The organism is Pseudoflavonifractor sp. AF19-9AC (genome assembly GCF_003478995.1).
Lineage (GTDB): Bacteria > Bacillota > Clostridia > Oscillospirales > Oscillospiraceae > Lawsonibacter.
This window is the reverse complement of the sequence record NZ_QUGI01000006.1, coordinates 115,843-141,002: the sequence shown is the minus strand read 5'-3', so window position 1 is coordinate 141,002 and position 25,160 is coordinate 115,843. Positions and strand designations below refer to the sequence as shown.

At 62.6% G+C, this 25,160-nt stretch carries 27 protein-coding genes; 8 read left to right on the top strand and 19 right to left on the bottom strand.

Going from position 1 to position 25,160, the window contains the following annotated elements; translation table 11 throughout:
• Positions 1-48: 48 nt before the first annotated feature.
• Both DWX58_RS15905 and DWX58_RS11300 read right to left on the bottom strand, forming a co-directional pair.
• A complete protein-coding gene (locus DWX58_RS15905; RefSeq protein ID WP_199648785.1) occupies positions 49-1,353 on the bottom strand; it encodes a choice-of-anchor A family protein in 1,305 nt (434 codons plus the stop codon).
• A 123-nt stretch (positions 1,354-1,476) separates the two neighbouring features.
• On the bottom strand, positions 1,477-1,773 hold the full coding sequence (locus DWX58_RS11300) for a hypothetical protein (RefSeq protein WP_118643908.1): 297 nt from the start codon (positions 1,771-1,773) through the stop codon (positions 1,477-1,479).
• Between the two features lie 176 nt (positions 1,774-1,949).
• On the opposite strand from DWX58_RS11300, the gene DWX58_RS11295 reads away from it, so the two are divergent.
• The 3 genes from DWX58_RS11295 (at position 1,950) to DWX58_RS11285 (ending at position 5,886) form a co-directional block, all read left to right on the top strand.
• Entirely contained in the window at positions 1,950-2,813 is an 864-nt protein-coding gene (locus DWX58_RS11295) for an SPASM domain-containing protein (RefSeq protein ID WP_158579270.1), read from the top strand.
• A gap of 206 nt (positions 2,814-3,019) precedes the next feature.
• On the top strand, positions 3,020-5,626 hold the full coding sequence (locus tag DWX58_RS11290) for a heavy metal translocating P-type ATPase (protein WP_347559173.1): 2,607 nt from the start codon (positions 3,020-3,022) through the stop codon (positions 5,624-5,626).
• Positions 5,623-5,886 (top strand): metal-sensing transcriptional repressor, encoded by a 264-nt coding sequence (locus DWX58_RS11285; protein ID WP_118643902.1) that lies wholly within the window; start codon positions 5,623-5,625, stop codon positions 5,884-5,886. Before DWX58_RS11290 ends, DWX58_RS11285 begins: the two co-directional genes overlap by 4 nt.
• 55 nt (positions 5,887-5,941) lie before the next feature.
• On the opposite strand, the gene DWX58_RS11280 is transcribed toward DWX58_RS11285, so the two are convergent.
• Positions 5,942-7,609: a helix-turn-helix transcriptional regulator gene (locus DWX58_RS11280; protein ID WP_118643900.1), complete on the bottom strand. Its 1,668-nt coding sequence runs from the start codon at positions 7,607-7,609 to the stop codon at positions 5,942-5,944.
• A 270-nt stretch (positions 7,610-7,879) separates the two neighbouring features.
• Here DWX58_RS11280 and DWX58_RS11275 point away from each other — a divergent pair, with 270 nt between their 5' ends.
• From DWX58_RS11275 to DWX58_RS11260, 4 genes are all read left to right on the top strand, one after another.
• Positions 7,880-9,208, top strand: a complete 1,329-nt coding sequence (locus DWX58_RS11275) for an MATE family efflux transporter (protein ID WP_118643898.1) — start codon at positions 7,880-7,882, stop codon at positions 9,206-9,208.
• Between the two features lie 64 nt (positions 9,209-9,272).
• The gene (locus tag DWX58_RS11270; protein ID WP_243093435.1) at positions 9,273-9,632 is read left to right on the top strand and encodes a sulfite exporter TauE/SafE family protein; all 360 of its coding nucleotides are present in this window, start codon (positions 9,273-9,275) and stop codon (positions 9,630-9,632) included.
• 22 nt (positions 9,633-9,654) lie between these two features.
• Positions 9,655-10,020, top strand: a complete 366-nt coding sequence (locus tag DWX58_RS11265; protein WP_118643894.1) for a sulfite exporter TauE/SafE family protein — start codon at positions 9,655-9,657, stop codon at positions 10,018-10,020.
• An 87-nt stretch (positions 10,021-10,107) separates the two neighbouring features.
• On the top strand, positions 10,108-11,418 hold the full coding sequence (locus tag DWX58_RS11260) for an alpha-amylase family glycosyl hydrolase (protein WP_118643892.1): 1,311 nt from the start codon (positions 10,108-10,110) through the stop codon (positions 11,416-11,418).
• A 46-nt stretch (positions 11,419-11,464) separates the two neighbouring features.
• Here DWX58_RS11260 and DWX58_RS11255 read toward each other — a convergent pair whose 3' ends face one another.
• Positions 11,465-11,722, bottom strand: a complete 258-nt coding sequence (locus tag DWX58_RS11255) for a helix-turn-helix transcriptional regulator (RefSeq protein ID WP_243093433.1) — start codon at positions 11,720-11,722, stop codon at positions 11,465-11,467.
• A gap of 70 nt (positions 11,723-11,792) precedes the next feature.
• On the opposite strand from DWX58_RS11255, the gene DWX58_RS15235 reads away from it, so the two are divergent.
• Positions 11,793-11,945, top strand: a complete 153-nt coding sequence (locus tag DWX58_RS15235; RefSeq protein WP_158579269.1) for a hypothetical protein — start codon at positions 11,793-11,795, stop codon at positions 11,943-11,945.
• A 46-nt stretch (positions 11,946-11,991) separates the two neighbouring features.
• Here DWX58_RS15235 and mtnA read toward each other — a convergent pair whose 3' ends face one another.
• The 15 genes from mtnA to polA all read right to left on the bottom strand — a co-directional run bounded on the left by mtnA (position 11,992) and on the right by polA (position 25,126).
• A complete protein-coding gene (gene mtnA / locus DWX58_RS11250) occupies positions 11,992-13,062 on the bottom strand; it encodes an S-methyl-5-thioribose-1-phosphate isomerase (RefSeq protein ID WP_118643888.1) in 1,071 nt (356 codons plus the stop codon).
• A complete protein-coding gene (locus DWX58_RS11245; protein WP_118644078.1) occupies positions 13,055-13,738 on the bottom strand; it encodes a class II aldolase/adducin family protein in 684 nt (227 codons plus the stop codon). Before DWX58_RS11245 ends, mtnA begins: the two co-directional genes overlap by 8 nt.
• A gap of 5 nt (positions 13,739-13,743) precedes the next feature.
• The gene (locus DWX58_RS11240) at positions 13,744-14,577 is read right to left on the bottom strand and encodes an EFR1 family ferrodoxin (protein WP_118643886.1); all 834 of its coding nucleotides are present in this window, start codon (positions 14,575-14,577) and stop codon (positions 13,744-13,746) included.
• 45 nt (positions 14,578-14,622) lie between these two features.
• Positions 14,623-14,907, bottom strand: a complete 285-nt coding sequence (locus DWX58_RS11235) for a putative quinol monooxygenase (protein WP_118643884.1) — start codon at positions 14,905-14,907, stop codon at positions 14,623-14,625.
• 14 nt (positions 14,908-14,921) lie between these two features.
• Entirely contained in the window at positions 14,922-15,341 is a 420-nt protein-coding gene (gene ruvX / locus DWX58_RS11230) for a Holliday junction resolvase RuvX (RefSeq protein WP_118643882.1), read from the bottom strand.
• Positions 15,342-15,460: 119 nt separating this feature from the next.
• The gene (gene rplT / locus DWX58_RS11225; RefSeq protein WP_118643880.1) at positions 15,461-15,817 is read right to left on the bottom strand and encodes a 50S ribosomal protein L20; all 357 of its coding nucleotides are present in this window, start codon (positions 15,815-15,817) and stop codon (positions 15,461-15,463) included.
• A 20-nt stretch (positions 15,818-15,837) separates the two neighbouring features.
• Complete coding sequence (gene rpmI, locus DWX58_RS11220; protein WP_050625289.1) at positions 15,838-16,047, bottom strand: 50S ribosomal protein L35; 210 nt, start codon at positions 16,045-16,047, stop codon at positions 15,838-15,840.
• Between the two features lie 18 nt (positions 16,048-16,065).
• Entirely contained in the window at positions 16,066-16,653 is a 588-nt protein-coding gene (gene infC, locus DWX58_RS11215) for a translation initiation factor IF-3 (RefSeq protein WP_118643878.1), read from the bottom strand.
• Positions 16,654-17,561: 908 nt separating this feature from the next.
• Positions 17,562-18,572 carry a tRNA (adenosine(37)-N6)-threonylcarbamoyltransferase complex transferase subunit TsaD gene (tsaD, locus tag DWX58_RS11205; RefSeq protein WP_118643876.1) on the bottom strand — a complete coding sequence of 337 codons (1,011 nt, stop codon included), beginning with the start codon at positions 18,570-18,572 and terminating at the stop codon, positions 17,562-17,564.
• A gap of 4 nt (positions 18,573-18,576) precedes the next feature.
• Positions 18,577-19,185 (bottom strand): GNAT family N-acetyltransferase, encoded by a 609-nt coding sequence (locus tag DWX58_RS11200; RefSeq protein ID WP_118643874.1) that lies wholly within the window; start codon positions 19,183-19,185, stop codon positions 18,577-18,579.
• A complete protein-coding gene (gene rimI, locus DWX58_RS11195) occupies positions 19,172-19,627 on the bottom strand; it encodes a ribosomal protein S18-alanine N-acetyltransferase (protein ID WP_118643872.1) in 456 nt (151 codons plus the stop codon). Before rimI ends, DWX58_RS11200 begins: the two co-directional genes overlap by 14 nt.
• A 10-nt stretch (positions 19,628-19,637) precedes the next feature.
• Positions 19,638-20,891, bottom strand: coding sequence for a radical SAM protein (locus DWX58_RS11190; protein WP_118643870.1), 1,254 nt, complete (start codon positions 20,889-20,891; stop codon positions 19,638-19,640).
• Between the two features lie 13 nt (positions 20,892-20,904).
• Complete coding sequence (locus DWX58_RS11185; RefSeq protein WP_118643868.1) at positions 20,905-21,807, bottom strand: radical SAM protein; 903 nt, start codon at positions 21,805-21,807, stop codon at positions 20,905-20,907.
• Positions 21,808-21,964: 157 nt separating this feature from the next.
• Positions 21,965-22,267 carry a permease of phosphate ABC transporter gene (locus tag DWX58_RS11180; protein WP_199648783.1) on the bottom strand — a complete coding sequence of 101 codons (303 nt, stop codon included), beginning with the start codon at positions 22,265-22,267 and terminating at the stop codon, positions 21,965-21,967.
• Between the two features lie 174 nt (positions 22,268-22,441).
• Complete coding sequence (gene polA / locus DWX58_RS11175; protein WP_118643866.1) at positions 22,442-25,126, bottom strand: DNA polymerase I; 2,685 nt, start codon at positions 25,124-25,126, stop codon at positions 22,442-22,444.
• Between the last annotated feature and the right edge of the window lie 34 nt (positions 25,127-25,160).

Genomic DNA, 25,160 nt, shown 5'->3' with positions numbered 1-25,160 from the left:
TTGTGTTTGGGGGGTGGGAGCACCGATCCCCTGCCCCCCCGGGTGCGGTTATTGTCCCGCATCGTCACAGATGCACGAACCGAACAGGTCCAGCTTCTGCTTTAAAATCAGCTCCAGCTGGGAGATGGAGTTGACCATGGATTCCACCGACTGATTGGTCTGAAGGATGGTTTGGTGAGAAATGTCCTGGAAGGACAGAATTTTCTGCAGCTTTTCCCCCTCCGCGTTCAGAATGTGGGACAGGGCCGCCTGCTGGAGGGCCACGGACTCAAAGAGGTCAGAAATGGCCTGGTACCGGGGCTGGGGTACGGCTGTTGTGGTGGTTGTGGTAGACGTAGTGGATGTGGTGGTGCTGGTCGTACTGCTTGTTGTGCTGCTCGTTGTAGTGCTTGTGGTACTTGTGGTTGTGCTGCTGGTACTGGTTGTGGTAGAGCTTGTGGTCGTGCTGGTACTGGTCGTGGTACTGGTCGTGGTGCTGGTAGTAGTCGTAGTACTGGTGGTTGTGGAGCTGCTGGTGGTGGTTGTGGTCAGCAGGCAGACAGTGGGCTCGGGCAGCTCGCCGATGAACAGCTCGTTGTGGCTCTCGGAATTGCCGGTGTAGGAATCGAAGATGATGTTGCCGTTGATCTGGCTGAAGGTGGTGTTTGCCGCGGCAAAGGGGGCCAGCACGGAGCCGTAGATGGCGGTGGTGCTGTTGGACCAGGTGAGGGCCGACGGAAAGTTCCACAAGATCTTTCTGGCGTTTTCCCGGGTTGCAGTGATGCCGTTGCGGAAGATCTGGTAGCTGCCGTACTGGATGTTGGCGCCATCCACGTTGATGAGGATGGTGGAGTCAACGGGGGCGATGATGTTGATTCCGTTCAGCTGGTTCAGGGAGCTTCCGGAACCGTAGACGTTTGCGCTGTCAAAACGAAAGATATTCAGATTCTGGTCGGTTCCGGTCAGGTTCAGCTGACCGAAGGTGACAGTGCCCGTGCCGTTAGGGGTCAGGGCACCCCAGAATGTGGATGCACACTTCAGGTACCGTTCGGCCTCGGGAAAGTCGATGGGGCTTCCGGTGATCAGCGCGCCGTTGGGATTGCCCATGGTGTAGGAGATCACCGTGCTGGTGGGACTGATGACCGTGTTGCCGCTGGCGTTGGAGCCGGCGGAGACGTTGACGCTGCCGTTTATGACAAAGGAAGGGTCTGTGTTGGCGGGGGGCAGGGGGCTGATGCCGGCACCCACGCCATAATTGCTCAGGGTGGCGCTGCCTCCTACCGCCACCCGGCCTTCGGCGTCAGTGTTGCTCATGTTCATGTCGCCGAACACAAACACATTATATTGATTGGCTAAACCAAAATTTGTCGCCATGGGTTCCTCCTCCTGCGGGGAATACAAAAATAGTCCTGGGTACAGAGCATTCTATGCACCCGGAGCCGGGATGGTACCAAAAAGGCGGGCCCTCCCTGGGAGGTCCCGCCTGGTTTTCCTTGTTTACTGAGCGGCAGCGTCGGAGCCGCCCTCGCACAGGCAGCCGCCGAAGGTGGAGAGCTTGGACTGGAGAATCATCTCCAGCCGGGACACGGCGTTGACCATGGACTCCACCGACTTATTGGTGGCCAGCAGCACCTCGGGGGTGACATCAGGCAGAGCCACCATTTTCTGGATTTTCTCCCCTTCCGCGTTGAGGATGTGGGAGAGGGCGGTCTCCTGCAGGGCGACAGACTCAATGATGTCGGTGACGGCCTGGGTACGGGTGGTGGTGCTGGGGGTGATGACAGGCATTCCCATAATTGATTTGCTCCTTACTCATGTTTCATTTAAGCTTGCGCTCTTCCTTATCGTATGCAGCCACCGTGAGAATGGTGCTGCGGCGACAGAGAATTGGCAGAGATATTTTGCCCGGAGGGTTTACGGACGGAGCGGAGAATGGTAGGATAGCTTCAGCAGGAAGGGAGCGGGAATGTATGCGGGAGCTGAAAAAGGCCTATCTGGAGATCACTAATGTCTGTAACCGAAGCTGCACTTTTTGTCCCGGCACCCGGCGGCCCCAGGGCTTTCTGACGCCGGAGGATTTTCGCAGGCTGGCCGGGCGGCTGCGGCCCCACACGGAGTATCTCTACCTTCATCTGATGGGGGAGCCCCTGCTCCATCCCCAGCTGGAGCAGATACTGGCGGTGGGAGAGGAGCTTGGCTTCCGCCTCATGATTACTACCAACGGCACCCTGCTGCCCAAGCGGGGGGAGCTTTTGTGCCGCAGCCCGGCAGTCCAGCGGGTGAGCATCTCCCTTCACTCCTTCGAGGGAAACGAAGGCGGCGGAGACATGGCGGCCTATCTGGACGGCTGCTTTTCCTTTGCCCGGCAGGCGGCGGGGGCGGGCAAGCGCTGCGCCCTGCGCCTGTGGAATCTGGATGGGGCGGAGACCCAGGGAGCTAACGCCCAGAATGGAACCATTCTGGAGCACATGGAGCGGTATTTCCCCCGCCCCTGGAAGGAGGGATGGCAGGGGGTGACCCTGGCGCCCGGGGTGTATCTGGAATGGGGAGAGCGCTTTGAGTGGCCCGATCTGGAGGCGGATGAGCTCAATGCCGGCCGGGCCTTCTGCCGGGGCCTGCGGGACCAGGTGGGGGTGCTGTGGGACGGCACGGTGGTCCCCTGCTGTCTGGACCACGAGGGGGACATCCCCCTGGGCAATCTCTATGACCAGAGCCTGGAGGAGATTCTGGAAAGCCCCCGGGCAAAGGCCATCTATGAGGGGTTCTCCCAGGGCCGGGCGGCGGAGGAGCTCTGCCGGAAGTGCGGCTATGCCCGCCGGTTTGTCTCCAAGTAAGAAACAGGAACACGCGTCCGCAGATTGCGGGCGCGTGTTTCATTGTTGTCATCCAGGCAAAGCGTGGTTTGGCGCTGAAACCAAATAAATGGAATGGGAGTCAAAAAACTCTCCTTGACAGAATGATCAGCGGGCGCTAAACTGATGCTAGATACCCCACCCCCGGGGGGTGTCAAATGGATTGCTTTGTTAGGAGGGATTCTCCTGTGACCAAACAGAAATTTGCCATTACCGGCATGACCTGCTCGGCCTGCTCCGCCCATGTGGAGAAGGCGGTGCGCAAGCTGCCGGGCATTCAGAGCGCCGATGTGAGCCTCATGACCAACAGCATGACCGCCCAGTACGATGAGAGCGCCCTCACCCCCCAGGACATCATCCGGGCGGTGACCGAGGCGGGCTACGGGGCCGCCCTGCCCAGCGCTAAGGGCCAGGAGAAGGCGGCGGCTCGGGAAGACGGCATGGAGGCGGAGCTGGCCTCCATGAAGCACCGGCTCATCTGGTCCTTTGTCTTTCTTATTCCCCTCTTCTACATTTCCATGGGCCACATGCTGGGTGCCCCGCTGCCCGGCTTCCTCACCGGACTGGAGAACGCCGTGGCCTTTGGCCTGACCCAGCTGCTGCTTACTCTGCCCATCATGTATATCAACGATAAGTATTATCGGGTGGGGTTTAAAACGTTCTGGCATCGTGCTCCCAACATGGACTCCCTCATTGCCGTGGGCTCCTCCGCCGCCGTCATCTACGGCGTGTTTGCCATTTACCAGATGGGCTACGGTCTGGGGCATGGAGACCTGGAGCGGGTGGCAAACTACCACATGGACCTGTACTTCGAGTCGGCGGGCATGATTCTTACCCTCATCACCCTAGGTAAATTTTTGGAGACCCGGTCCAAGGGCAAGACCTCCCAGGCCATTACCCGGCTCATGGACCTGGCCCCCAAGACGGCTTCGGTGCTCCGGGACGGCGTGGAGACGGAGGTTCCCGTGGAGGAGGTCCGGGTGGGGGACCGGATTGTGGTCCGGCCCGGCCAGTCCATCCCCGTGGACGGGGTGGTGGTGGAGGGCAGCTCCGCCGTGGACGAGTCCGCCCTCACCGGCGAGTCCATCCCCGTGGACAAGGGGCCGGGGGACAAGGTGGCCGCTGCCTCCCTGAACAAGTCGGGCTCCTTTGTCTTTGAGGCCAGCCGGGTGGGAGAGGACACCACCCTGGCCCAGATGATCCGCCTGGTGGAGGAGGCAGCCTCCTCCAAGGCCCCCATCGCCAAGCTGGCGGACAAGGTGGCCGGTGTCTTTGTGCCGGTGGTCATGACCATCGCCCTGGTGGCGGCTGCCGCCTGGCTGTTCACCGGCCACAGCGTCACCCAGGCCCTCACTGCCGGGGTGGCGGTGCTGGTCATCTCCTGCCCCTGTGCCCTGGGCCTGGCCACTCCGGTGGCCATCATGGTGGGCACGGGCAAGGGGGCCGAGCACGGCATCCTCATCAAATCCGCTGAGGCTCTGGAGACCCTCCACAGCATCGACACCGTGGTGCTGGACAAGACGGGCACCCTCACCCGGGGGGAGCCGGTGGTCACCGACATCCTTCCCGGAGAGGACATGAACGAGGAGGGCCTGCTCATCCTGGCCGCCTGCCTGGAGGCCCCCTCGGAGCACCCCCTGGCCGCCGCCATTGTGGCGCAGGCCAAAGACCGCAGCCTTACCACCTCCAAGGTAGCAGACTTTGCGGCCGTCCACGGCCGGGGCGTCCGGGCCGCCATTGGCGGGCGCACCTTCCTGGGGGGCAACCTGGCCATGATGGAGGAGGCTGGGGTGGACCTGGGCGCTTTCCGGGAGCGGGCCGAGGAACTGGCCGCCCAGGGCAAGACCCCGCTGTACTTCGCCGATGAGCACCGGGTGCTGGGCCTCATCGCCGTGGCCGACACCCCCAAGCCCACCAGCGCGGCGGCGGTGTCCGCTTTCCGGCAGCTGGGCCTGGAGGTGGTCATGCTCACCGGGGACAACCAGCGCACCGCCCAGGCCATCGGTCAGGAGCTAGGCGTGACCCAGGTGATGGCCGAGGTGCTGCCCCAAGACAAGGAGCGCATGGTGCGGCAGCTCCAGGAGCAGGGGAAGAAGGTGGCCATGGTGGGCGACGGCATCAACGACGCCCCCGCCCTGGCCCGGGCGGACGTGGGCCTGGCCATCGGGGCAGGCACCGACGTGGCCATGGAGAGTGCGGACATCGTGCTCATGAAGTCCGACCTGCTGGACGCCGCCGGGGCGGTGGAGCTCAGCCGGGCCACCATCCGCAACATCAAGGAAAATTTGTTCTGGGCCTTTTTCTACAACTCTCTGGGCATTCCTCTGGCCGCCGGCGTGTTCTACGCCCTTGGCTGGACGGACTTCATGCTGAACCCCATGTTTGCCGCCGCCGCCATGAGCTTAAGCTCGGTGTGTGTGGTGACCAACGCCCTGCGCCTGCGCTTTTTCAAGAGTAAATTTGCCCCGAAGGTCCCCGGCCCTGCGGCCGGTGCCAATAGCCCGGCGGAGACGGCCTGCCCCTGTGCCTGTCCCGTCCAGCAAGATCAAGAAATTCAGGAAGACAAACAAGGAGGAACGGAAACCATGACCAAGAAGCTGAACATTGAAGGTATGATGTGCGCCCACTGTGTGGCCCATGTGGAGAAGGCCCTCAGCGCCCTGGGCGGTGTGACCTCGGCCAAGGCCGACCTGGAGGGCAAGTGCGCCACCGTCACCCTGGCCGCCCCTGTCTCCGATCAGGAGCTGAAAGACGCGGTCACTCAGGCCGGCTATGAGGTGGTGTCCATCCAGTGAAGGCCGATCACGCCCAGGTCACCCGTCTTTTGAAGACCGCCCGGGGCCAGCTGGACGGCATTTTGAAGATGGTGGAGGAGGACCGGTACTGTATGGACGTGTCCAACCAGCTCATGGCCACCCAGTCCATCCTGAAAAAGGCCAATCGCATGGTGCTCCGGGCTCACATGGACTGCTGTGTCCGGGAGGCTATTGACAGCGGCGACCCCGGCGAGAAGCTGGAGGAGCTGGCCGCCCTGCTGGATAAGCTGGCCGACTGAAACCATTCAAATAAGGAGGGGCTCCCCCATGGGGGGAGCCCCTCCGCGTGTTCGGTTATCCCTGGAAATCTTTGGGGTAGGGCCCCTGGAGGTAGGTGAGGACGTGGAGAGCGTCGTCTGTCTGCACCCGGTAGGTCCGGCCGTCGTCCAGAAAGAGGGCGGGGTCGCCGTAGGGGCCGAAGCCCCGGTCCGCGATAGGACCGCCGGAGAGGAAGGGAAGGCGGTCATACCAGGCCTGGGCCAGCTCCGTGCCCGTGAGCCCCTGGGTGCCCAGGTGCTCCGCCGCCCGGGCGGCGGAGAGGGGGGACCAGTCCTCCTGCTCGGCCCAGGTGAGGGACAGGGCGGGGATCTGCTCCCCGTCAAAGCACTTGCCGAAGGAGAGGTAGGAGCGGTTGGAAAAGCCGTCCTCATAGAGGGAGAAGAGCACATCAAACTCGGTGGCCAGACACCAGACGCTGTCCGGCTTCCAGCCGGTGAGGTCGTAGAGGCACTGGAGGGCCATCCGGGCGTACTGCCGGTCGGTGGGCATGGCCCGGCCCAGACTGTCCAGCCCCGGAACGGCGTCCGGGTCCCGGCCGTGGGAGAACTGGTCGTAGACAAAGGAGACGGTCACGTCCATCACGTCGGGGGTGAGGGTGTCCCAGGTGGGGTCGCCCCCGGTCCCCGCCAGATCGGACCGGACCAGGGCGCTGTCCACCAGCTTGGAAAAGCGGGGGCCCTCCGGGTCGGCCAGCTGGTAAAAGCCCGTCTCATCCAGCCCCAGCCCCTGAGAGGCGCCGTCCATTTGGAGGGAATAGCGGTAGAAACCGTCCCCTGCCCGGTCGTAAATTTCAAGAATCTGGCCCCAGTCGTAGGTGCACAGGGAGACGAGCTCCCGCTCCCCGTCGCCGTCCAGGTCCCGCTCGGTACAGCCGCTGTCGGCGGTGAAGACCATGGCGGGCCAGCCGGCCCCGTCCGGGGCAAAATAATAGGAAAAGGCGGCGTGGTCCTCCCCGTTCCAGGCGGAGGCGGGCAGGGCGAGCCGCCAGCCCCGGTCGTAGCCCAAAGTGGACAGGAAAAGGGCGGACTGGAGCTCCCCCGGCCGCTCACAGTTCTCCCCGAAGCGGCACAGGGCAATCCAGGGGTCATCCGGCCGCGCCCGGGCCACCGCCCACAGGTCGTACTGGCTGGGGTCCTCCCCCTGCCCGGCGGAGGGGACGGCCACCGCCCGCAGCGTGCCCTCCCCAAGGGGGAGTTCGCACAGCACCTGATCCTCCCAGCCTTCGGGCAGCGCCTCCCCGGCCGGAGTGTTTTCTGTTAGAACAGGGGTGAAGTCATAGAGCCGCTCCCGGCTGAGGGAAATGGCCTCCGGAGTTTCCTGGGACACCGGACCGGATTGGCCGGAGCCATCCGTCCCCTCCGGGCCGGGTTCCCCTGCCCCCGGACCACCCAGGGAGAGAAGGAGGGCTAGGGCCAGCACCAGGGAGAGCCCGGCAAAGCCCAGAGCGGTCCACCGCCAGGGAAAGGCCTTCCTGGGGGGCGGGGCGGGCTCTCCGGCGGCCAGCTCCTGCACCTCCATCTCCAGCAGGGCGGCCAGACGAAGGAGGTTGTCCGTGCTGGGCCGGGCGTCGTCCGACTCCCACTTGCCCACGGCCTGCCGGCTCACCCCCATCTTCTCCGCTATCTGCTCCTGAGAGAGACCCAGGGTCTCCCGCCGTTCTCGGATTCGCTGTCCCAACGTCATGGCTCATGTTCGTCCTTTCCGGTGTGTTTGGGTCCATTATAGCGGAAACTACCCCTTGCATGCCACCAACTTTTGGGGCAAATATTGGTTGCATCCGGTCTTTTGGACGGAAATCCGGCAGTTTGGAGGGAAGACGTGCCCAAGGGAGGTGTTGACACCGGAGAGAGAAGATGCTACAATTTTTTTGCAACGATATGAACACCCGAACGCACTTCAGCCGGGAAAAGAGGAGTGCTGTTCGGGTCTTTTTTTATCTGTGGAGGTGACGGCATGTCCAGGGATATGACCCAGGGAAATCTGGCGGGGATTCTGGTCCGGTTCAGCATTCCCCTGGTGCTCAGCGGGATGCTGCAGCAGCTCTACGCCTGGGCGGACGCCTTTATTGTGGGCAACGTGGAGGGGGAGCGGGCCCTGGCCGCCATCGGGGCCACCACTGCCCTGTCCAATCTGTTTGTCATGGTGATCACCGGGATTACCCTGGGCCCGGCCCTGGTGTCCGCCCGGCTGTGGGGCCAGGGGCGGCGGGAGGAAATCCGTGGGGTGCTCTCCTCCTTCGTGGTGGTGCTGGGGGCGGCCTTTGTGGTCATCGGGCTGGGGGGCAGCGCGGCGGTGCGTCCGGTGCTGGCCGCCATCAACACCCCGGAGCTGGACCAGGCCTGCCAATATCTGGGTATCGTGCTGTTGGGCCTGCCCTTTGTGGCCGTCTATAACGTGTACGCCGCCGTTCTGCGGGGTATGGGAGACAGCCGGGCTCCGCTGCTGGCTGTGCTGGTGGCCTCGGTGGTAAACGTGGGGCTGGACCTGCTGCTGGTGGCCGGATTTGAAATGGGTGTGGCCGGAGCGGCAGTGGCCACCGTGGCCGCACAGGGAATGATGATGGTCTTTGTCATCCTCTATGCCGTGTATCGCACCCCTCTGCTCCGCTTCCGCCTTGGGCGGGGCTGTGTGGACTTGGGAAAGCTGCGGGAGGGACTGGCGCTGGGCGTGCCCTCCGCCATCCAGTCCAGCATCAATTCCCTGGGCGGCGTGGTACTCCAGGATTTCATGAATGGCTTCGGTACCCAGACCGTGGCCGCCATTACCACCGCCTACCGGGTGGACACGGTGCTCTTGCTGCCTATCGTGAACCTCAGCTCCGGAATCTCTACCGTAGCGGCCCAGAATATGGGGGCTGGCCGGCCTGACCGGGCCAGAGAGACCCTGCGGGTGGGCAATCTCATCATGGCGGTGACCTCTCTGGTGCTCACTGGGATGGTGCTGCTGGTGGGCGGCCCGGTCATTGCACTGTTCGGCGTGACCGAGCAGGCCGCGGCCCAGGGCGCGGAATTCTTTGCCAACATCGCCGGATTCTACCTCATCTACGGCTTGGCCATGTCCCTGCGGGGCTTCCTGGAGGGCCTGGGGGATGTGCTGTACTCCAGTCTGGCGGGCATCGGCACGCTGGGACTGCGTATTGTCCTCTCCTACGCTCTGGCCCCATGGGCAGGCTGGCGCATCATCGCCTGGGCCGAGGCGGTGTCCTGGACTGTGATGCTGGTGCTGTACTGGGCGCGCTACCTCACCAAGGGCCGGAGGCTGACCCAGGACCCGGCCGCCTGAGACGGCTTTGCTGCATAAATCCTCCCCCTTCCTGCCACACTAGGCGGGAAAGGGGAGGATTTTTTTGGAATCGTGCTCCAAACTGCGCTATGCCCTGGCCGGAGGGCTGGCCGGGGTGACCAACGGACTGTTCGGGGGCGGAGGCGGGTCCGTGCTGGTGCCCATGCTCACCGGGTACTGCCGCCTGAGCCAGCGGGAGGCCTTCGCCACCTCGGTGGCGGTGGTGCTGCCCCTGTGCGGGCTGTCTGTCACCATCTACCTGCTGCGGGGGAATCTGGACTGGATGGAGGCCGTGCCCTATCTCATCGGCGGAGCGGTGGGCGGCTTCGTGGGCGGAAGATGGTTCAAGGGGATGAACATGGGGTGGCTCAAGCGGGCATTCGGGCTGCTGCTCATCTACGGAGGGGTGCGGTGCTTCCTGTGACGGCGAGGGGGGAGGAACAACCATGACGGAGTGGATTCTGCCCCTGCTGGTGGGGGCGGCCACCGGGGTGCTGTCCGGCTTCGGTGTGGGGGGCGGCACATTGCTGCTGGTCTATCTCACCGCCTTTGCCGGGGTGGACCAGCACCAGGCCCAGGGCATCAACCTCCTTTACTTTCTCCCCGCCGCTTTGCTGGCCCTGCCCGCCCACGTGAAAAACGGCTACATCCGCCGGAGCGCCCTGCTGCCCGCCATCGGGGCGGGCCTTCTGTGCGCGGGACTGGGGGCCTGGCTGGCCACATCCCTGGAGGTGGCGCTGCTGCGCAGGCTCTTTGGTGGCTTTCTGCTGGCGGTGGGGGTGGGGGAGCTGCTGGGCCGCCCCAGGGGGTAGAGGCAGATTGCACTTGCTCCCGGCCTGCGGATGGGGTATGATAGAGACAGTTCCTTCCAGTGGGAGGGAACGGAAAGGAGCCTGCTTATGTGGTTTGATCAAGCGGTAATCTATCAGATTTATCCCCTGGGCCTGTGCGGCGCGCCGGAATATAACGACGGCGTGGTGCAGCCCCGGATTTTAAAGCTGCTCCCCTGGGTGGAGCACATCAAGAAGATGGGGGCGGACACGGTGCTGTTGAACCCCCTCTTTGACAGCGACAAGCACGGGTATGACACCCGGGACTACCTGCGGGTGGACCCCCGGCTGGGGGAGAGCAGCGATCTGGAGCAGGTGTGCAAGGCCTTCCACGACGCTGGCATCCGGGTGATGCTGGACGGGGTGTTCAACCATGTGGGCCGGGGCTTCTGGGCCTTCCGGGACGTGCAAGAGAAAAAGTGGGACAGCCCCTACAAGGACTGGTTCCATGTGGACTTCGGCGGCAACACCAACTACAACGACGGCTTCTGGTACGAGGGCTGGGAGGGCCACAACGAGCTGGTCAAGCTGAACCTGTGGAACCCGGCGGTGGTGGAGCACCAGTTTGAGGCCATCCGCTCCTGGGTGGAGCGCTTTGACATCGACGGACTTCGGCTGGACGTGGCCTACTGCCTGCCGCCGGAGTACTTAAAGCAGCTGCGCTCCTTCACCCAGAGCCTGAAGCCCGACTTTGTCCTCATGGGTGAGACCCTCCACGGGGACTATAACCGCTGGATGGGGCCGGAGCTCTGCCACAGCGTCACCAACTATGAGTGCTACAAGGGCCTGTGGTCCTCCTTCAACTCCATGAACATGTTTGAGATTGGCCACTCCCTGGCCCGGCAGTTCGGGCCCGAGCAGTGGACCCTCTATAAGGGCGCCCACCTGCTGTCCTTCCTGGACAACCACGACGTCACCCGCATCGCCTCCCAGCTCACTAACCCCAGTCACCTGGAGCCCGCCTACGCCCTCATGTTCGGTATGCCCGGGGTGCCCGCGGTGTACTATGGCAGCGAGTGGGGCATCCGCGGGGAGAAGAAGGACGGGGACGGTGCCCTCCGCCCTGCCCTGGAGGAGCCGGAGTGGAACAGCCTTACCGACTGGATTTCCAAGCTGGCCGCCGCCAAGAAGGAGAGCCCCGCCCTGTGCTACGGGGACTACCGGAACGTGATGCTCACCAACCGGCAGATTATTTTCGAGCGCAAGTGCGCCGAGGAGCGGGTGCTGGTGGCCATCAACGCCGACGGGGAGCCCTATACGGCCCACTTTGATGCCGGCTGCGGTCTGGCCTGGGACCTCATCACCGGGGAGAAGCACGACTTCGGCGGGGGCAGCCAGCTGCCGCCCTACAGTGCTCAGTTCTGGAAAATGGAGCGGTAAACAAGAGAAAAACGCGCCGGAAAGTAACGCTTTCCGGCGCGTTTTGTTATCCGCGGGGATAGGGCTTTTGTACCGACGTGCGGCCCAGCAGGTAGTCCACGCTGACCTCATACAGGTCCGCCAGCTTGATCACCACATCCAAGGGGTAGTTCAGAACACCGATCTCGTATTGGGAGTAGGTGTTTTGCTTGACGCCCAGATAATCGGCCACTTGTTGCTGCGTGTAGCTGTGGTCAACGCGCAGGTCCCGGATGCGTTCGAATTTCAGACGCTCGTATCGCATAATCATCACCGAAGCCAACATACAATATCTGAAAAAAAGATATTGCATTTTATCTTGAATTAAGATATTATGAGGCTTGGAAGGTGAGATTATGCCGGATTACCAGAAATTATATGTCCATTTGTTTCAAACGTTGACCAAAAGTATTGAGGCGTTGGAAAGACAAGACTTTGGAACGGCCAGAGAGCTGTTAATCCAGGGACAGCAAGAAGCGGAAGAGCTGTATTTGGATATGGAAGACTAAAGTCGCACAGCCGGTGAAGCATTGTTCTGCCGGCTGTGCGACTTTCTTATTTGTATTCTGGGGCAAACAGCGCCGCCAAAGACTGGGTATAGGGCGGGCGGCAGATGCCCTTTTCGGTGATGATGGCGGTAATGAGTTCGTTGGGTGCGACATCGAAGGCAGGGTTATAACACTTCACGCCTTCCGGGGCCATGGGTTCCCGGTACCAAAGGGAGCGGATCTCCTCTCCGTCCCGTTCCTCAATGGGGATGTGATCCCCGTCGGGACAGTTCAGGTCAATGGTAGAGGTGGGCCCCAGCACATAGAAGGGGATGCCATAGTGTTTGGCCAGAATGGCCACACCACTGGTGCCGATTTTGTTGGCCACGTCCCCGTTGGCGGCCACCCGGTCGCAGCCCACCATGCAGGCTTGAATCCAGCCGTTTTTCATCACCATGGAGGCCATGTTGTCGCAGATCAGGGTGACGTCCACTCCTGCTCGCTGCAGTTCCCAGGCGGTGAGCCGGGCCCCTTGCAGGAGGGGGCGGGTCTCGTCGGCATAGACCTTCAGCTTCATGCCCAACTGGGCGGCCAGGTGGAAGGGGCCCTGCCCCGTGCCGTAGCGGGAGGTGGCCAGGGGGCCGGCGTTGCAGTGGGTGAGTACTCCGTCTCCCTCTTTGAGAAGGGAGAGGCCGTACCGGGAGATGTTTTCGCACATCTCCATATCCTCCCGGTGGATGGCGCGGGCCTCCTCGCCCAGGGTACGGACGATCTCCGAAACGGAAGCGCCCGCCATGGAGGCGGCCCGGTGGCTCAGCCGATCCACCGCCCAGGCCAGGTTCACTGCCGTGGGGCGGGCGGCGGCCAGGATTTTTCCATGCCGATCCAGCTCCTGGAAGAAGTCCCCACCGGTCAGCCCCTGCCGCTCCAGCTGTCCGGCCAGCACATACAGGCAGTACCCGGCAAAAATGCCGATGGCCGGGGCGCCCCGGACGCGGAGAGCCTGGATGGCTTCCACCATGTCCTCCAAAGAGCTTACCTGCCGCTCCTCCATACGGTTTGGCAGCAGGGACTGGTCCAGGAGGATGACGCTTGTCCCGTCGGGGGACAGGCGGACGTTGTCCAGAAATTCAGCCATTTGCTTCCTCCTTGTCCCGCTTCCCAGCCAGAGCGCGGTAGCGTCCCTCCAGCGCTTGGATGGCCGCCACCTGCTGCTCGTTCAGGGGGACACCGTCCCCCAGCAGGGCAATGTTGCAGTAGATTTTTGCCGTGTGCTCCAGCTGCTCCATGCGGTCGAAGGCGGACCACAGGTCGCTGCCCCAGGTGAGGGCGCCGTGGTTGGCCAGTAATACCCCTTTGTGGTCCCGGACAAAGGGACGGATGCTCTCCGGTACCTCCGGAGTGGAGGGCAGGGCGTAGGGAGCCACCGGAATGGGCCCCAGGCCGCTGACCACCTCGGTGAGGTAGGGCACGTCCAGAGGGCGGCGGCAGGCGGCGAAGGCAGTGGCGGCAGCCGGGTGGGCGTGGACCACCGCACCCACATCGGGCCGCTCCCGGTAGAGAAGCAGGTGCATGGGCGTCTCGGAGGAGGGGTGGCGGTTTCCCTCCAGCACCCGGCCCTCCAAATCACACAGCACCAGCATGTCCGGGGTGAGACGGCCCTTGCTCACCCCGGAGGGGGTGACGAGGATTTGCCCCTCACCCGCCCGGACAGAGACGTTGCCGTCGTTGCTGGCCACATAGCCCCGCTGGTAGAGAAGGGCACACACCTGGCACAGGTCCTGGCGAAGTTTCGGAAAAGACTGCTGTTCCATGGCGCTCACAGGAAGATCTTGCTCTCCGCCCGGCGTCCGGCGTACTGGTCCTCCAGCTCGTGCTGGTGGTACAGGTAGCCCTCGTGGTCGAAGTACTTGGCGCCCTTGGGGCACTTCTTCACGCAGGCGCAGCACTTGATGCACTTGCCCGCCACGTTGGACACGTCATTGGGGTCGATGGAGCCCATGGGGCACAGCCGGGCACACAGGCCGCACTTGACGCACTTGTCGGGGTCGGTGACCGGCTTGGCCTTGAGGAAATCCTTGATGGGCTCGCCATGGCGGTCCCGGGGGGTGTAGTAGGGGCGGATGGGGTCGCAGCCTTCCACTTCAACCGCCTGAGCGGGAGCCTCAGTCAAGGTCTTTACCTTGTCGGCGGTCTTGCCTGCCAGCTCCTGAACCAGGGCCATGTCGTCGGCGTCGGGGCGGCCGGCGCCCAGAACGGTGGAGAAGGAGTGCTCGCCCACGAAGGCACCGGCAGCAATGGGGTGGAAGCCATTGTCCCGGGCCACGTTCCGCAGCTCCATCAGGCCGTCGTCAAAGTTCCGGTTGCCGTAGAGCACCACAGGAACGACCAGAGCGCCGCCGCCGTGAATGCTGTCCCGCACGTAGGGCAGCAGCAGGTTGGGCACCCGTCCGGCGTAGACGGGCACGCCCAGCACCACCAGATCCTCGGGGGTGAAGGTGAGCTCCTTCTCCCGGGCGGCGGGCAGGTTGAAGCAGTACTCCTCGTATCCTGCACTCAGGGACTGGGCCACGGACTTTGCCAGGGTGGTGGCCACTTTCTGGGTGGTTCCGGTGCCGCTGAAGTAGACGGCCCATACGGTTTTGATTTCCATTTGTATGTATCCTCCCTAAAATTCCTTCCAGTATTGAAAAATGAATTACAGTTCGTATGATTCCAGCCGGGTTTCCGCCACGCAGGCATCTTTTGCGGAGCGGATCAGAGCCATGTGGGGCTGCTGCAGGTGGGCCTGCTGGGCCTGCAGATCCGTCCACCGCTCCACCAGCAGCAGGACGTCCTCGTCCTCCGCTGAGCGGTAGTAGTCATAACCTAAACAGCCTTCCTCGGCCAGGACTTCTTGGCGCAACCCGCCCTCCTCCAGGCGGCGGAGGAATTCCTCCCGCATGCCCGGCTTCATGATGTAGGTCACATTCAATCCCAGCATGTCACGGTCTCCTTTCAGCCCTGGAGACGGCGGCGGTCCAGATAGCCCTCCAGAATGAGAGAGGCCGCCACAGCGTCCACGGTCTTCTTCCGTTTCTTCGCGTTCTTTCCCGCCTCAAAGAGGATGCGGTGGGCGTCCACGGTGGTGCGCCGCTCGTCCCACAAAACGGGCTTGAGGCCGGTGGCCTCCTCCACCCGCTGGGCAAATTCCCGGTAGAGCTGGGCCCGGGGGCCCTCGGTGCCGTCCATGTTCCGGGGAAAGCCCATGACCAGCTCGGTCACCTGATATTCCTGCACCAGCTTCTGAAGCTCCTCCAGCACTACCTCTGCCTTGCGGCTGTGGATGGTGGTGGTGGTTCCGGTGAGAAAGCCGGTGGGGTCGGACAGGGCCACGCCGGTGTGGGCGTCGCCGTAGTCGATGGCCATAATGCGCAAAGGCTACACTTCCTTTCCTCCCCATGATACAGGAAACAGGGGGAAATTACAATTCCAAAGGCAAAAAAAGGACGCCGCAGCAGCGCTGCGGCGTCCTTTTTTCATTCAGATATGCCCAATTAGGCCAGGGCCTTCTTGGCAGTCTCGGTGAGCTGGGTGAAGGCGGCCTTGTCGTTGACAGCCAGCTCGGCCAGCATCTTGCGGTTGATGACGATGCCGGACTTCTTCAGACCGTTCATGAAGGTGGAGTAGTTCATGCCGTTGAGCTTGCAAGCGGCATTGATACGGGTGATCCACAGCTGACGAAAGTCACGCTTCTTCAGCTTGCGGCCGGTGTAGGCGTAAACGCCGGACTTCATGACGGCCTGGTTGGCCATCTTGTAGTGCTTGGACTTGGAACCCCAGTAGCCCTTGGCCAGCTTGAGGATCTTGTTTCTTCTCTTACGGGACATCATTGCGCCCTTGACTCTTGCCATTGTTCGTTACCTCCCTCGTCTTACTTGTACAGGATCATGCGCTTGATGGCGGCCTCATTGGTCTTGTCGGCGTAGGTGGTGCCGCGCAGAGCCCGCTTCAGCTTGGTGGTCTTGCCGTGGCCGTTGAGCAGGTGACGCTTCTTGGTCATGGCGCGCTTGACCTTGCCGGTCTTGGTGAGGGAAAAACGCTTCTTGGCGCCGCTGTGAGTCTTAATCTTGATCTTCGGCATAACAGGTAACTCCTTTACTTACTTTTTCGCATCCTTAGCGGGTTTGGGGGACAGGAAGATGGACATATGCCGTCCCTCCAGCTTGGGGCTCTTATCCATCACGGCGACCTCGCCGCACTCCTCAGCAAACTTCATCAGCAGGTCCTGGCCAATGTTGGTGTGGGCCATTTCACGGCCGCGGAAGCGGACGGTGACCTTGCAGCGGTTGCCTTCGGACAAGAACTTCTGGGCGTTTTTCAGCTTTACATTGAAGTCGTTGACGTCAATGCTGGGGGACATCCGGACTTCCTTGATCTCCACCACGCGCTGATTTTTACGGGCTTCCTTCTCGCGCTTGGTCTGCTCGAACCGGTACTTGCCGTAGTCCATGAGCTTGCACACGGGGGGCACGGCGTTGGGGGAGATTTTAACCAGATCCAGATTGCGCTCCTCGGCCAGGCGCAGAGCTTCCTGGGAGGACATGATGCCCAGCTGTTCGCCGGTTTCCGAGATCAGGCGGACCTCCTTGTCCCGGATTTCTTCGTTGGTTTGATGACCTGTGTTAGCGATGGGAAAGCACCTCCAGACATAAAAAATACGGCAGCCGAAGCGGCTCCCGTTTCTCATAGCAAAACAACGCCGGAATTCCGGCGGAAGTTTTCCATGTTAACCCGTTGGCTCTGGCCTGGGGTGAGGACGGGGGACCGTTCCTGCTTTCTTGTACTTGGCTATTCTAGCACCGGAACAGGGGTGTGTCAAGGGGAGAAGGGGAAAAATCCACTGAAATTTTCCGAAAAGCGGCCCTTCGGAGGGGGTGAACGGAGGGAATATTTGAACCGATACTTAACATAACACAATGTCGAAAAAAACAGAGAGAATCAGTTATGCACAATTTCCACACGCTTTTCCACAAGGTTGTGGAAAAAGGGTGGGGATGTTGAAATCTTTTTGCCAGTTGGGAGGCTGGTAAATTAAGTAAACGTTAAATATAAGAAAAAATCAGGTTACATAACGCAAAAATGGGGTTGGGGAAGTGGTCAGAATGCTAAAAATGAGCATGTTTTGAAAAAAGAAAAACACCGCCGAACGGAGTTGGAACCGTCCGGCGGTGGGTGCTCCATGTGGATTATCCCAGGGAGATATCCCGGGTGGCGTAAGCATTTCGTCGTCGCAGGCTGCGTATCATTCCCATCCACGTCCCTCGGATGGTCATTCGCTCCGCTGCTCCTCCTCTTCCCACCGAACCCACTGACGCTGGGCTTCGGTGGGATACCGGGGCCTTACCCCAGAGAGATATCCCGGGTCGCATAAGCATTAAGGTCACGGCCGGCCAGATGTCCGGCCTGGTACTCGTAAAAGCCCTGGCAGCCGATCATGGCGCCGTTGCCCCCCCACGGAGCTAGGCTCCGCGGGGCCCCGAGAGAATTTCAATGCTCGGGCGAAATGAATTCGCCCTGCGCAAATGTCCCGCTCTGCGGGACATTTTACGGCCTGGCGGCCGCCCCACCGTGTGGGGCCCCGGCGACAACGCCGCCTTACCCCAGAGAGATGTCCCGGGTGGCGTAGGCGTTGAGATCTCGGCCGGCCAGATGTCCGGCCTGATATTCGTAAAAGCCCTGGCAGCCAATCATGGCGGCATTGTCGCCGCAGTACTTGAGCTCCGGAAGGAAAAGCTTGTCTCCGCTCCGGCGGCAGGCCTCCTGCAAATCAGCGCGGATGCGCCGGTTGGCGGCTACGCCCCCCGCCACAGCCACCTTGCCGTAGCCCCGCATGCGGGCGGCAGCCATAATCCGGGGGACCAGAGATTCGCTTACCGCCCGGCCGAAGCTAGCGGCAAAGGCAGGGAGATCCAGCTCCTCCCCCTTCTGTTGGGTGTTGTGGATAAGGTTCAGGCTGGCGGTCTTCAATCCGGAGAAGGACATGTCCAGCTCATGGCCGGCCACGTGGGCCCGGGGCAGCTCATACTTCCCGTCGTCCCCGCCGTCGGACAGCCGGTCCATGGGGGCGCCGCCGGGGTAGCCGATGCCCAGCACCCGGGCCACCTTGTCAAAGCACTCTCCCGCCGCGTCATCCCGGGTGCTGCCCAGCACCTCCATCTCGGTGTAGGAGCGCACATCCACAATGGCAGTGGTGCCGCCGGAGACGCACAGACAGACGAAGGGGGGCTCCAGGTCGGGGTGGGTGAGGTAGTTGGCGGCAATGTGCCCCCGCACGTGGTGGACGGGGATGAGAGGCAGGTCCAGGGCCATGGCAGCCCCCTTGGCGAAGTTCACCCCCACCAGCACCGCCCCGATGAGACCGGGGGCGTAGGTGACGGCCACGGCGTCCAGGTCATCCTGGCTGAGCCCAGCCTGGGCAATGGCCTGGTCGGCCAGACCGGTGATGGCCTCCACATGCTTGCGGGAGGCAATCTCAGGCACCACGCCGCCGTAGATGGTGTGCATTTCAATCTGAGAGGCCACACAGTTGGACAGCACCGTCCGCCCGTCCTTTACCACGGCGGCGGCGGTCTCGTCACAGGAGGACTCGATGGCTAAAATGTTCATGGTATCACTCCTCCATCCAGTTCCCCGGCGGGTTGGGGGTCTCCCCAGGGGCCAGGGGCAGCTGGACAAATCGCTCATAAATGTGGGCGGGGAACCGGCTTTGATAGAAGCGGCGGTGGACCTCCAGCAGCTCCTCCGGGCTTACGTCTTCCTTTCCACGGATGAGGGTCTGGTAGTGGACGCCGAAGAGGGCGCAGTCGTATCCTCCGTAGCGGAAGCCGTTGCGCAGGTAAAAGCCCAGACGCCGATGGCGCAGTTCCCGGTCGGTGGGGTCGCCCCCCTCGTCGGACTCCGCCTCCCCAAAGATGCCCCGCTCCTCCCGGTAGTAGTCGGCCAGCAGATCCAGCATCTGCCCGCCCAGCCCCCGGTTGCGCACGCCGGGCAGGGTGCCCAGGTAGTCCAGCAGGGCAAAGGGCACCCCGGGCTCCCGCCACACCAGGGCGTAGCCCAGAAGCTCGCCTTCGTCAAAGAGGCCCAGGGCCTGGTAACGCCCCTCCTCCATCAGCTCCAGCATGGACTTGAGGGGCTTGAGCTCCTGGGGCGGGAAGTCCCGGGTCATCTGGGAGCGGTAGAGGGCGGAGAGCTCCTCCCGGTTTAACTCATTCAGACGCATGTGCAAACTCCCTTGTCATAATGACCGCGTCCTCTTTGGGCTTCTGGTAGTACCCCGGCCGCAGGCCGGCCCGGTGGAAGCCGTGCTTTTCGTAAAGGCCGATAGCCGCCTCGTTGGAGGCCCGCACCTCCAGGGTGAGAAAGGCCAGATTGGCTGCCCCAAAGCGGCAGAACACCTCCAGCAGGGCAGAGCCCACCCCGTGGCGGCGGGCGTCCGGCTCCACGGCCACGTTGTCAATGTAGCCCTCGTCCAGTACCACATGGAAGCCGGCGTAGCCCACCACGTTCCCCTCGTCGTCCTCGGCCACGATGAAGCTGGCCTGGGGGTCAAAGAGGGCATCGGTGAGCATGTTCTCCGTCCAGGGCACGGAGAAGCAGGTCTGCTCCAGCTGCACAATCTGGGGGATGTGGCTGCGGTCCATGGGGACAACTTGGTAATACATAAAAACACTCCTAAAGATCCATGCCCTGGGGAAAGGCCTCCCGGCCCATAAGGGACCACATGCGGTCGATGTAGGCCAGGGTGTAGTGCCCCTCGAAGAGGTGGAAGCGGAAGGCGCCCCGGTCGGTGAGCACCCAGTCCTCTCCTTCCCGCCTCATCCAGCCCAGCAGACGGGCCGCCCGCAGCTCCAGGCCGTAGGCCCCGTCCAGGGAGCGGCCGAAGCAGGCCTCAAATTCCCCAGGGGAAATGCGGGTGGTATAGGCCCGCCAGAACAAATCATACACCATCCGCTGCCGCTGTGTAAAGCGGCAAGTGAGAGCGGTGGGCAGCTTTTGCTGAGAAATCCGCTCCAGATAGGCGGGAATGGAGAAGGTATTCACTTTAAATTGCCCCTTCAGCAGGGAGGCGGCGGAGCAGCCGAAGCCCAGGTAGTTGGTGCGGGTCATGGAGGAGTAGCCCTTCCCCGGTGTCCGGGCGAAGGTCCAGATGGAGTCCCGGGTGTAGCCTCTCTCCCGGAGAAAGGCGGTAAGCTCCTTCAGGAGAGCCCACTTCTCCCGGCCGGACAGCCCCTGGTTTGGCCCGGGGGTGAAGGAGAAGTCGATGAAGGGGTAGAAGGCCAGGTGGTTGGCCCCCATCTCCTCGGCCAGCAAAATGTCCCGGCGCAGGTGGTCAAAGGTCTGGCCGGGCAGGGCAAAGATGAAGTCGGCGGACACCGTGTCAAAGGGGACGGCGGCCAGAGCCTGCCCCAGTACCCCGGGGTCGGGGCGCTCCCGGCCCAGGCTCTGGAGAGGCAGGGGCTGGAAGGACTGGAGCCCCACGCAAACCCGGCTTACCCCTGCCTCCTTCAGCCGGGACAGGGTGTCCACGGTGACGTCCCGGGGGTGGAGCTCCACCCCGATGCCGTCGGTGATGATAAAATGCTCCTCCAGGGCCCGGACAATCTTCCCAAGGCGGTGGGAGAGCAGGGCGGGGGAGCCGCCCCCAAAGTAGAGGCTGGTAGCCTGCCGCCGCCCCGTCCAGGTTCTGCCTACCAGGTGGATTTCCTGCAAAAGGCCCTCCACATAGGCCCGGGCCAGCTCCTCCTCATAGGGCACCTTGCAGTAGGGACAGAAGGAGCACAGGGTGTGGCAGAAGGGAATGTGGACGTAGAGCCCAAGAGGGTCGGCCCCCTCCAGGGAGAGGGGGTGGTCGTAGTCGGGGGTGAAGCGGAAGGGTGCGGTCCCACGGGTGAGCCACACGCGGGCGGCGGTAATGGGAAGGGACATGGAACTCCTCCTCTCAGATGTATTTGAGATAGGTGGACAGCATGTCCACAATGACGGGCAGATTCCCCTGAAAGACCAGGGCGTATTCGGCGGCGAAGAAGTAGCCGCACTCCTGACACAGACCGGGCACTTCCACGCACCGCCCGCACACCGATAGCTTCCCCCGCTCCATCACCACACACTGGTGGCAGGGGGTGGGGAAGGAATTGTCAATGAGGTAGGGGAAGGCGGAGCGCAGGTTGAAAATGGGGTACCCCTCCTTCATGAGCTCCCGCAGCTCCCGGCAGATGGCGGCCTTCTCCGTCCGGCTCAGGGCCAGGGCCCGGGTGTCCGGGTAGGGGGTGTGGAAGTTGAAGGACACCGCCCGCAGGTTAGACTCCTCCCTGGCCACCCGGCACACGTGGGAGACCGTGTGCTTGTTCAGCTGGTTGATGGCCATGTAGAGGCAGATGTTGTCCGAGGTGGCGGCGCGGATGTTTTCCAAAATGGTGTCGTAGGTGTCGCCCCGGATGGTGTTGTGGGCTTCACGGTCCCCGTCCAGGGAGAGGAGAATGAGGTCGGCCTCCGGCAGGTCGATGGGGAAGGTTCCGTTGGTCACCACATTGACGATGAGAAAGCCCATCCCCTTGGCCTCCACCACCAGGTCCCGGAGGGTTTTCGCTCCGTCCCGCCACAGGAAGGTCTCCCCGCCGCAGAAGAAGAGAATCCGCACCCCCATGGCGTGGAGCTCCTCCATCTCATGGCGGATGTCCTCATAGGGGTAATCCCGGGCCACAATGTTGTTCACCGAGCAGTGCTTGCAGTGGAGGTTGCAGCGGTCGGTGAGGATGATAGTACCCAGAATGGGGTCCTTGCGGCGCAGGAGGATGGTGCTTACACCGAAGGCGGAAAATGTGAGAAAGGACGAGAGTTTCATGGCAGCCGCTCCTTTCCAAGACAGTATAATCCACCTTGAGACTACCACAGAGGAGCGGGGCGAGCAAGAGACAGGGGACAATCGGTCATTTTGGCGGGACAGGCGGCAAAAAGCGGGCCCCGGTCAATACCGGGGCCCGCAAAAAATCTATTTGTGTTTACTCCTGAACCGTGGGCTCATTGGGAATTTCACCGCAGAAGGAGCCCTCCTCCGGCTCTTCCTCCTCCCACTCATCCCGCTCCAGCAGAAAGGGGAGGAAGCGGCGCAGCAGAAGTGCATAGGTGGGCAGGAACACCAGCCCCGCCCCCAGAGCAGCCCATTTTTTCTTCCGGAAGGGGACGAGGAGGCCCATGAGTACGCCCATGGAGAAGAGGCAGGCCTTCACCAGGGCGAAGTCCCGCCAAGTGGACTGGGCGGCGTAGCGGTCGGCGCGGTCAAACAACCAGGTCAGCAGTTTCATAATCTTACCTCCATTTCCAAACTTTTTCTGTTTTCCTTCCAAACATGGTTTTTATACCGTGGAATGAGAACGGGGTGGGGAAGTGCTTTTTCACATGACCAACCCCCAGGCGGGGGAAGAGGCGAAACGTAGTTTCGCAGAAAGTTCTTTTGCTAACTTTTCTTTCAAGAAAAGTTAGTGAGCCTCCGCCCAGGTCTTGCCCGAGCCGGTGTCAGCCAGCAGGGAGACGGGAAGGGAGACCACCGCCTCCATCTCCTCCTTCACCAGGGCGCACACGGCCTCGGCCTCCTCCTCCGGGCACTCCACGATGAGCTCGTCGTGGACCTGGAGGACCAGTCGGCCCTTCAGGCTGTCCCGCAGAAGCCGGTCCCGCACCCGAATCATGGCCAGCTTGATGATGTCGGCGGCGGTACCCTGAATGGGGGCGTTGAGGGCCACCCGCTCACCGAAGGAGCGGGTATTGAAGTTGGAGGACTTCAGCTCCGGCACCCAGCGGCGGCGTCCAAAGAGGGTGGACACGTAGCCGTCCTTCTTGGCCTGCTCCACCACGCCGTCCATATAGGTCCTTACCCCGGCGTAGTGGGCAAAGTACTTGTCCATATACTCCTTGGCCTGCTGGACGGTGACCCCGATGTCCTGGGAGAGGGAGAAGGGAGAAATGCCGTAGACGATGCCGAAGTTTACCGCCTTGGCGCTGCGGCGCATGAGGGGAGTGACCTCCTCCTGGGGCACACCAAAGACCTGGGAGGCGGTGATGGTGTGGATGTCCGCCCCGGAGTTGAAGCCGTCAATCATGGCCTGGTCCCCGGCCATGCAGGCCAGCAGCCGCAGCTCAATCTGGGAGTAGTCGGCGTCCACCAGTACCATCCCAGGCCCGGCCACAAACATCTTCCGCAGCTCGGCACCCAGCTCGGTGCGCACGGGGATGTTCTGGAGGTTGGGCTCGGTGGAGGAGAGACGGCCGGTGGCGGTGACGGTGTTCTGGAAGGAGGTGTGAATGCGCCCGTCGGGGTCAATCACCTTGTCCAGACCGTCGGCATAGGTGGATTTCAGCTTGGTGAGCTGGCGATACTCCAGAATCTCCTCAATGATAGGGTGCTTGCCCCGCAGCTTCTCCAGCACCTCGGCGTTGGTGGAGTAGCCCGTCTTGGTCTTCTTCACCGGGGGCAGGCCCAGGTTGTCAAAGAGGATGTGCCCCAGCTGCTGGGTGGAATTGATGTTGAACTCCTCCCCGGCCAGCAGGTAGATGGAACCCTGCGCCCGGTCAATGCGGCCGGAGAGCATCTCACCAAAAGAGGCCAGGGCACCCCGGTCAATGCGGAAGCCCTCCAGCTCCATCTCGGCCAGCACCCGGCACAGGGGAAGCTCTATTTCTGTGTAAAGCTTGTCCATGCCCAGCTCGCCAAGGCGCTCCGCCAGAGTGTCCCGCAGGCAGCGGATGAGGGCGGTGTGGGACAGAAGAGCGGCCATGGGGGCGGTGGGGTCGGCCAGAGGCCCGAAGGCCCCGTCGCTGAGATAGGCGGCAGCCTTGGGGAACTCCTGGTTGTAGTAGGTGAGGCCCAGCTTCTCTAAATCGTAGCTTCCGTCGGTGGGAGCCAGCAGGTAGGCGGCCACCTCGGTGTCAAAGACAATGCCCTCCGGGGCAATCCCCTCGGCCAGCAGGGCCCGGCACAGCTCCTTGGAGCCGTGGACCACCTTACGGATGTCCGGACCAAACAGGGCCTTCAGGGCCTCGTTGTACCCCTCCAGCCGGTCGGACCGCAGGAGGGCGGCGTGGCCCTGGTTCTCCGCCGGGGCGCACTCCACGCACACCACATCCAGGGAGGGCAGAGGGAGGACGGCGACGCAGTCCTGGCCCCGCCACAGCTCCAGCAACTCCTGGAGGCGCTGGGCGCTCTCCACAACCTCGCTGGTGCAGGTGCCCTCCACCATGGCCTCCTGCCGGGGCGCGCCCTCCCCCTGGGGGGCGGTAAGGTGGTACTTGTCAATGAGCTTGGAGAACTCCAGCTCCAGGAAGAGCTGGTAGAGGCGGGCATTGTCCACCTCCCGGCGCAGGTTATCCTGGGGGTTGAACTGGATGGGGGCGTCGCAGCGGATGGTGGCCAGGTCGTAGGACATGCGGGCCTGCTCCTCCCCCTCCTGGAGCTTCTTGATGACGCCGGGCTTGGCGGGGACGCCGGGGGCCATCTCAGGGGTGGGCATGGCCTCATACAGGGCGTCCACCGTCTGGTAGCGCTGAATGAGGGCCATGGCGGTCTTTTCCCCAACCCCCTTCACCCCGGGGATGTTGTCGCTGGCGTCCCCCATGAGGGCCTTCAGGTCTATGATGTGGATGGGGTCAAAGCCGTACTCCTCCCGGAAGGCGTCGGGGGTCATGTCCCGGGTGGTGGTGCGGCCCATGCGGGTGGACACCAGCTTGACGGTGGCGGTGTCGGTGACCAGCTGGAGGGAGTCCTTGTCTCCGGTGACGATCACCGTGGCCCAGCCGGCGGCGGTGTCCTTCTTGGAGATGGTGCCGATGAGGTCGTCCGCCTCCCAGCCGTCCAGCTCGTACATGGGGATGTTCATGGCGGAGAGCACGTCCTTCAGAATGGGCAGCTGGCTGGCCAGCTCCTCGGGCATGCCCTTCCGCTGGGCCTTGTAGCCCTCATAGGCCAGGTGGCGGAAGGTGGGAGCCTTCCGGTCGAAGGTGACGCACAGAGCGTCGGGGTACTCCTCCTCCAGCAGTTTGTTGAGGATGTTGAGAAAGCCCAGAACGGCGTTGGTGGGCTGTCCGGAGCGGGTGGTGAGATTCTGGCTCACCCCGTAAAAGGCCCGGTTGACAATGGAGTTGCCGTCCAGGACCATCAGCTTCTTCATGTGGGTGTCCTCCCGTAGTTCGCCCCAGGGGGCG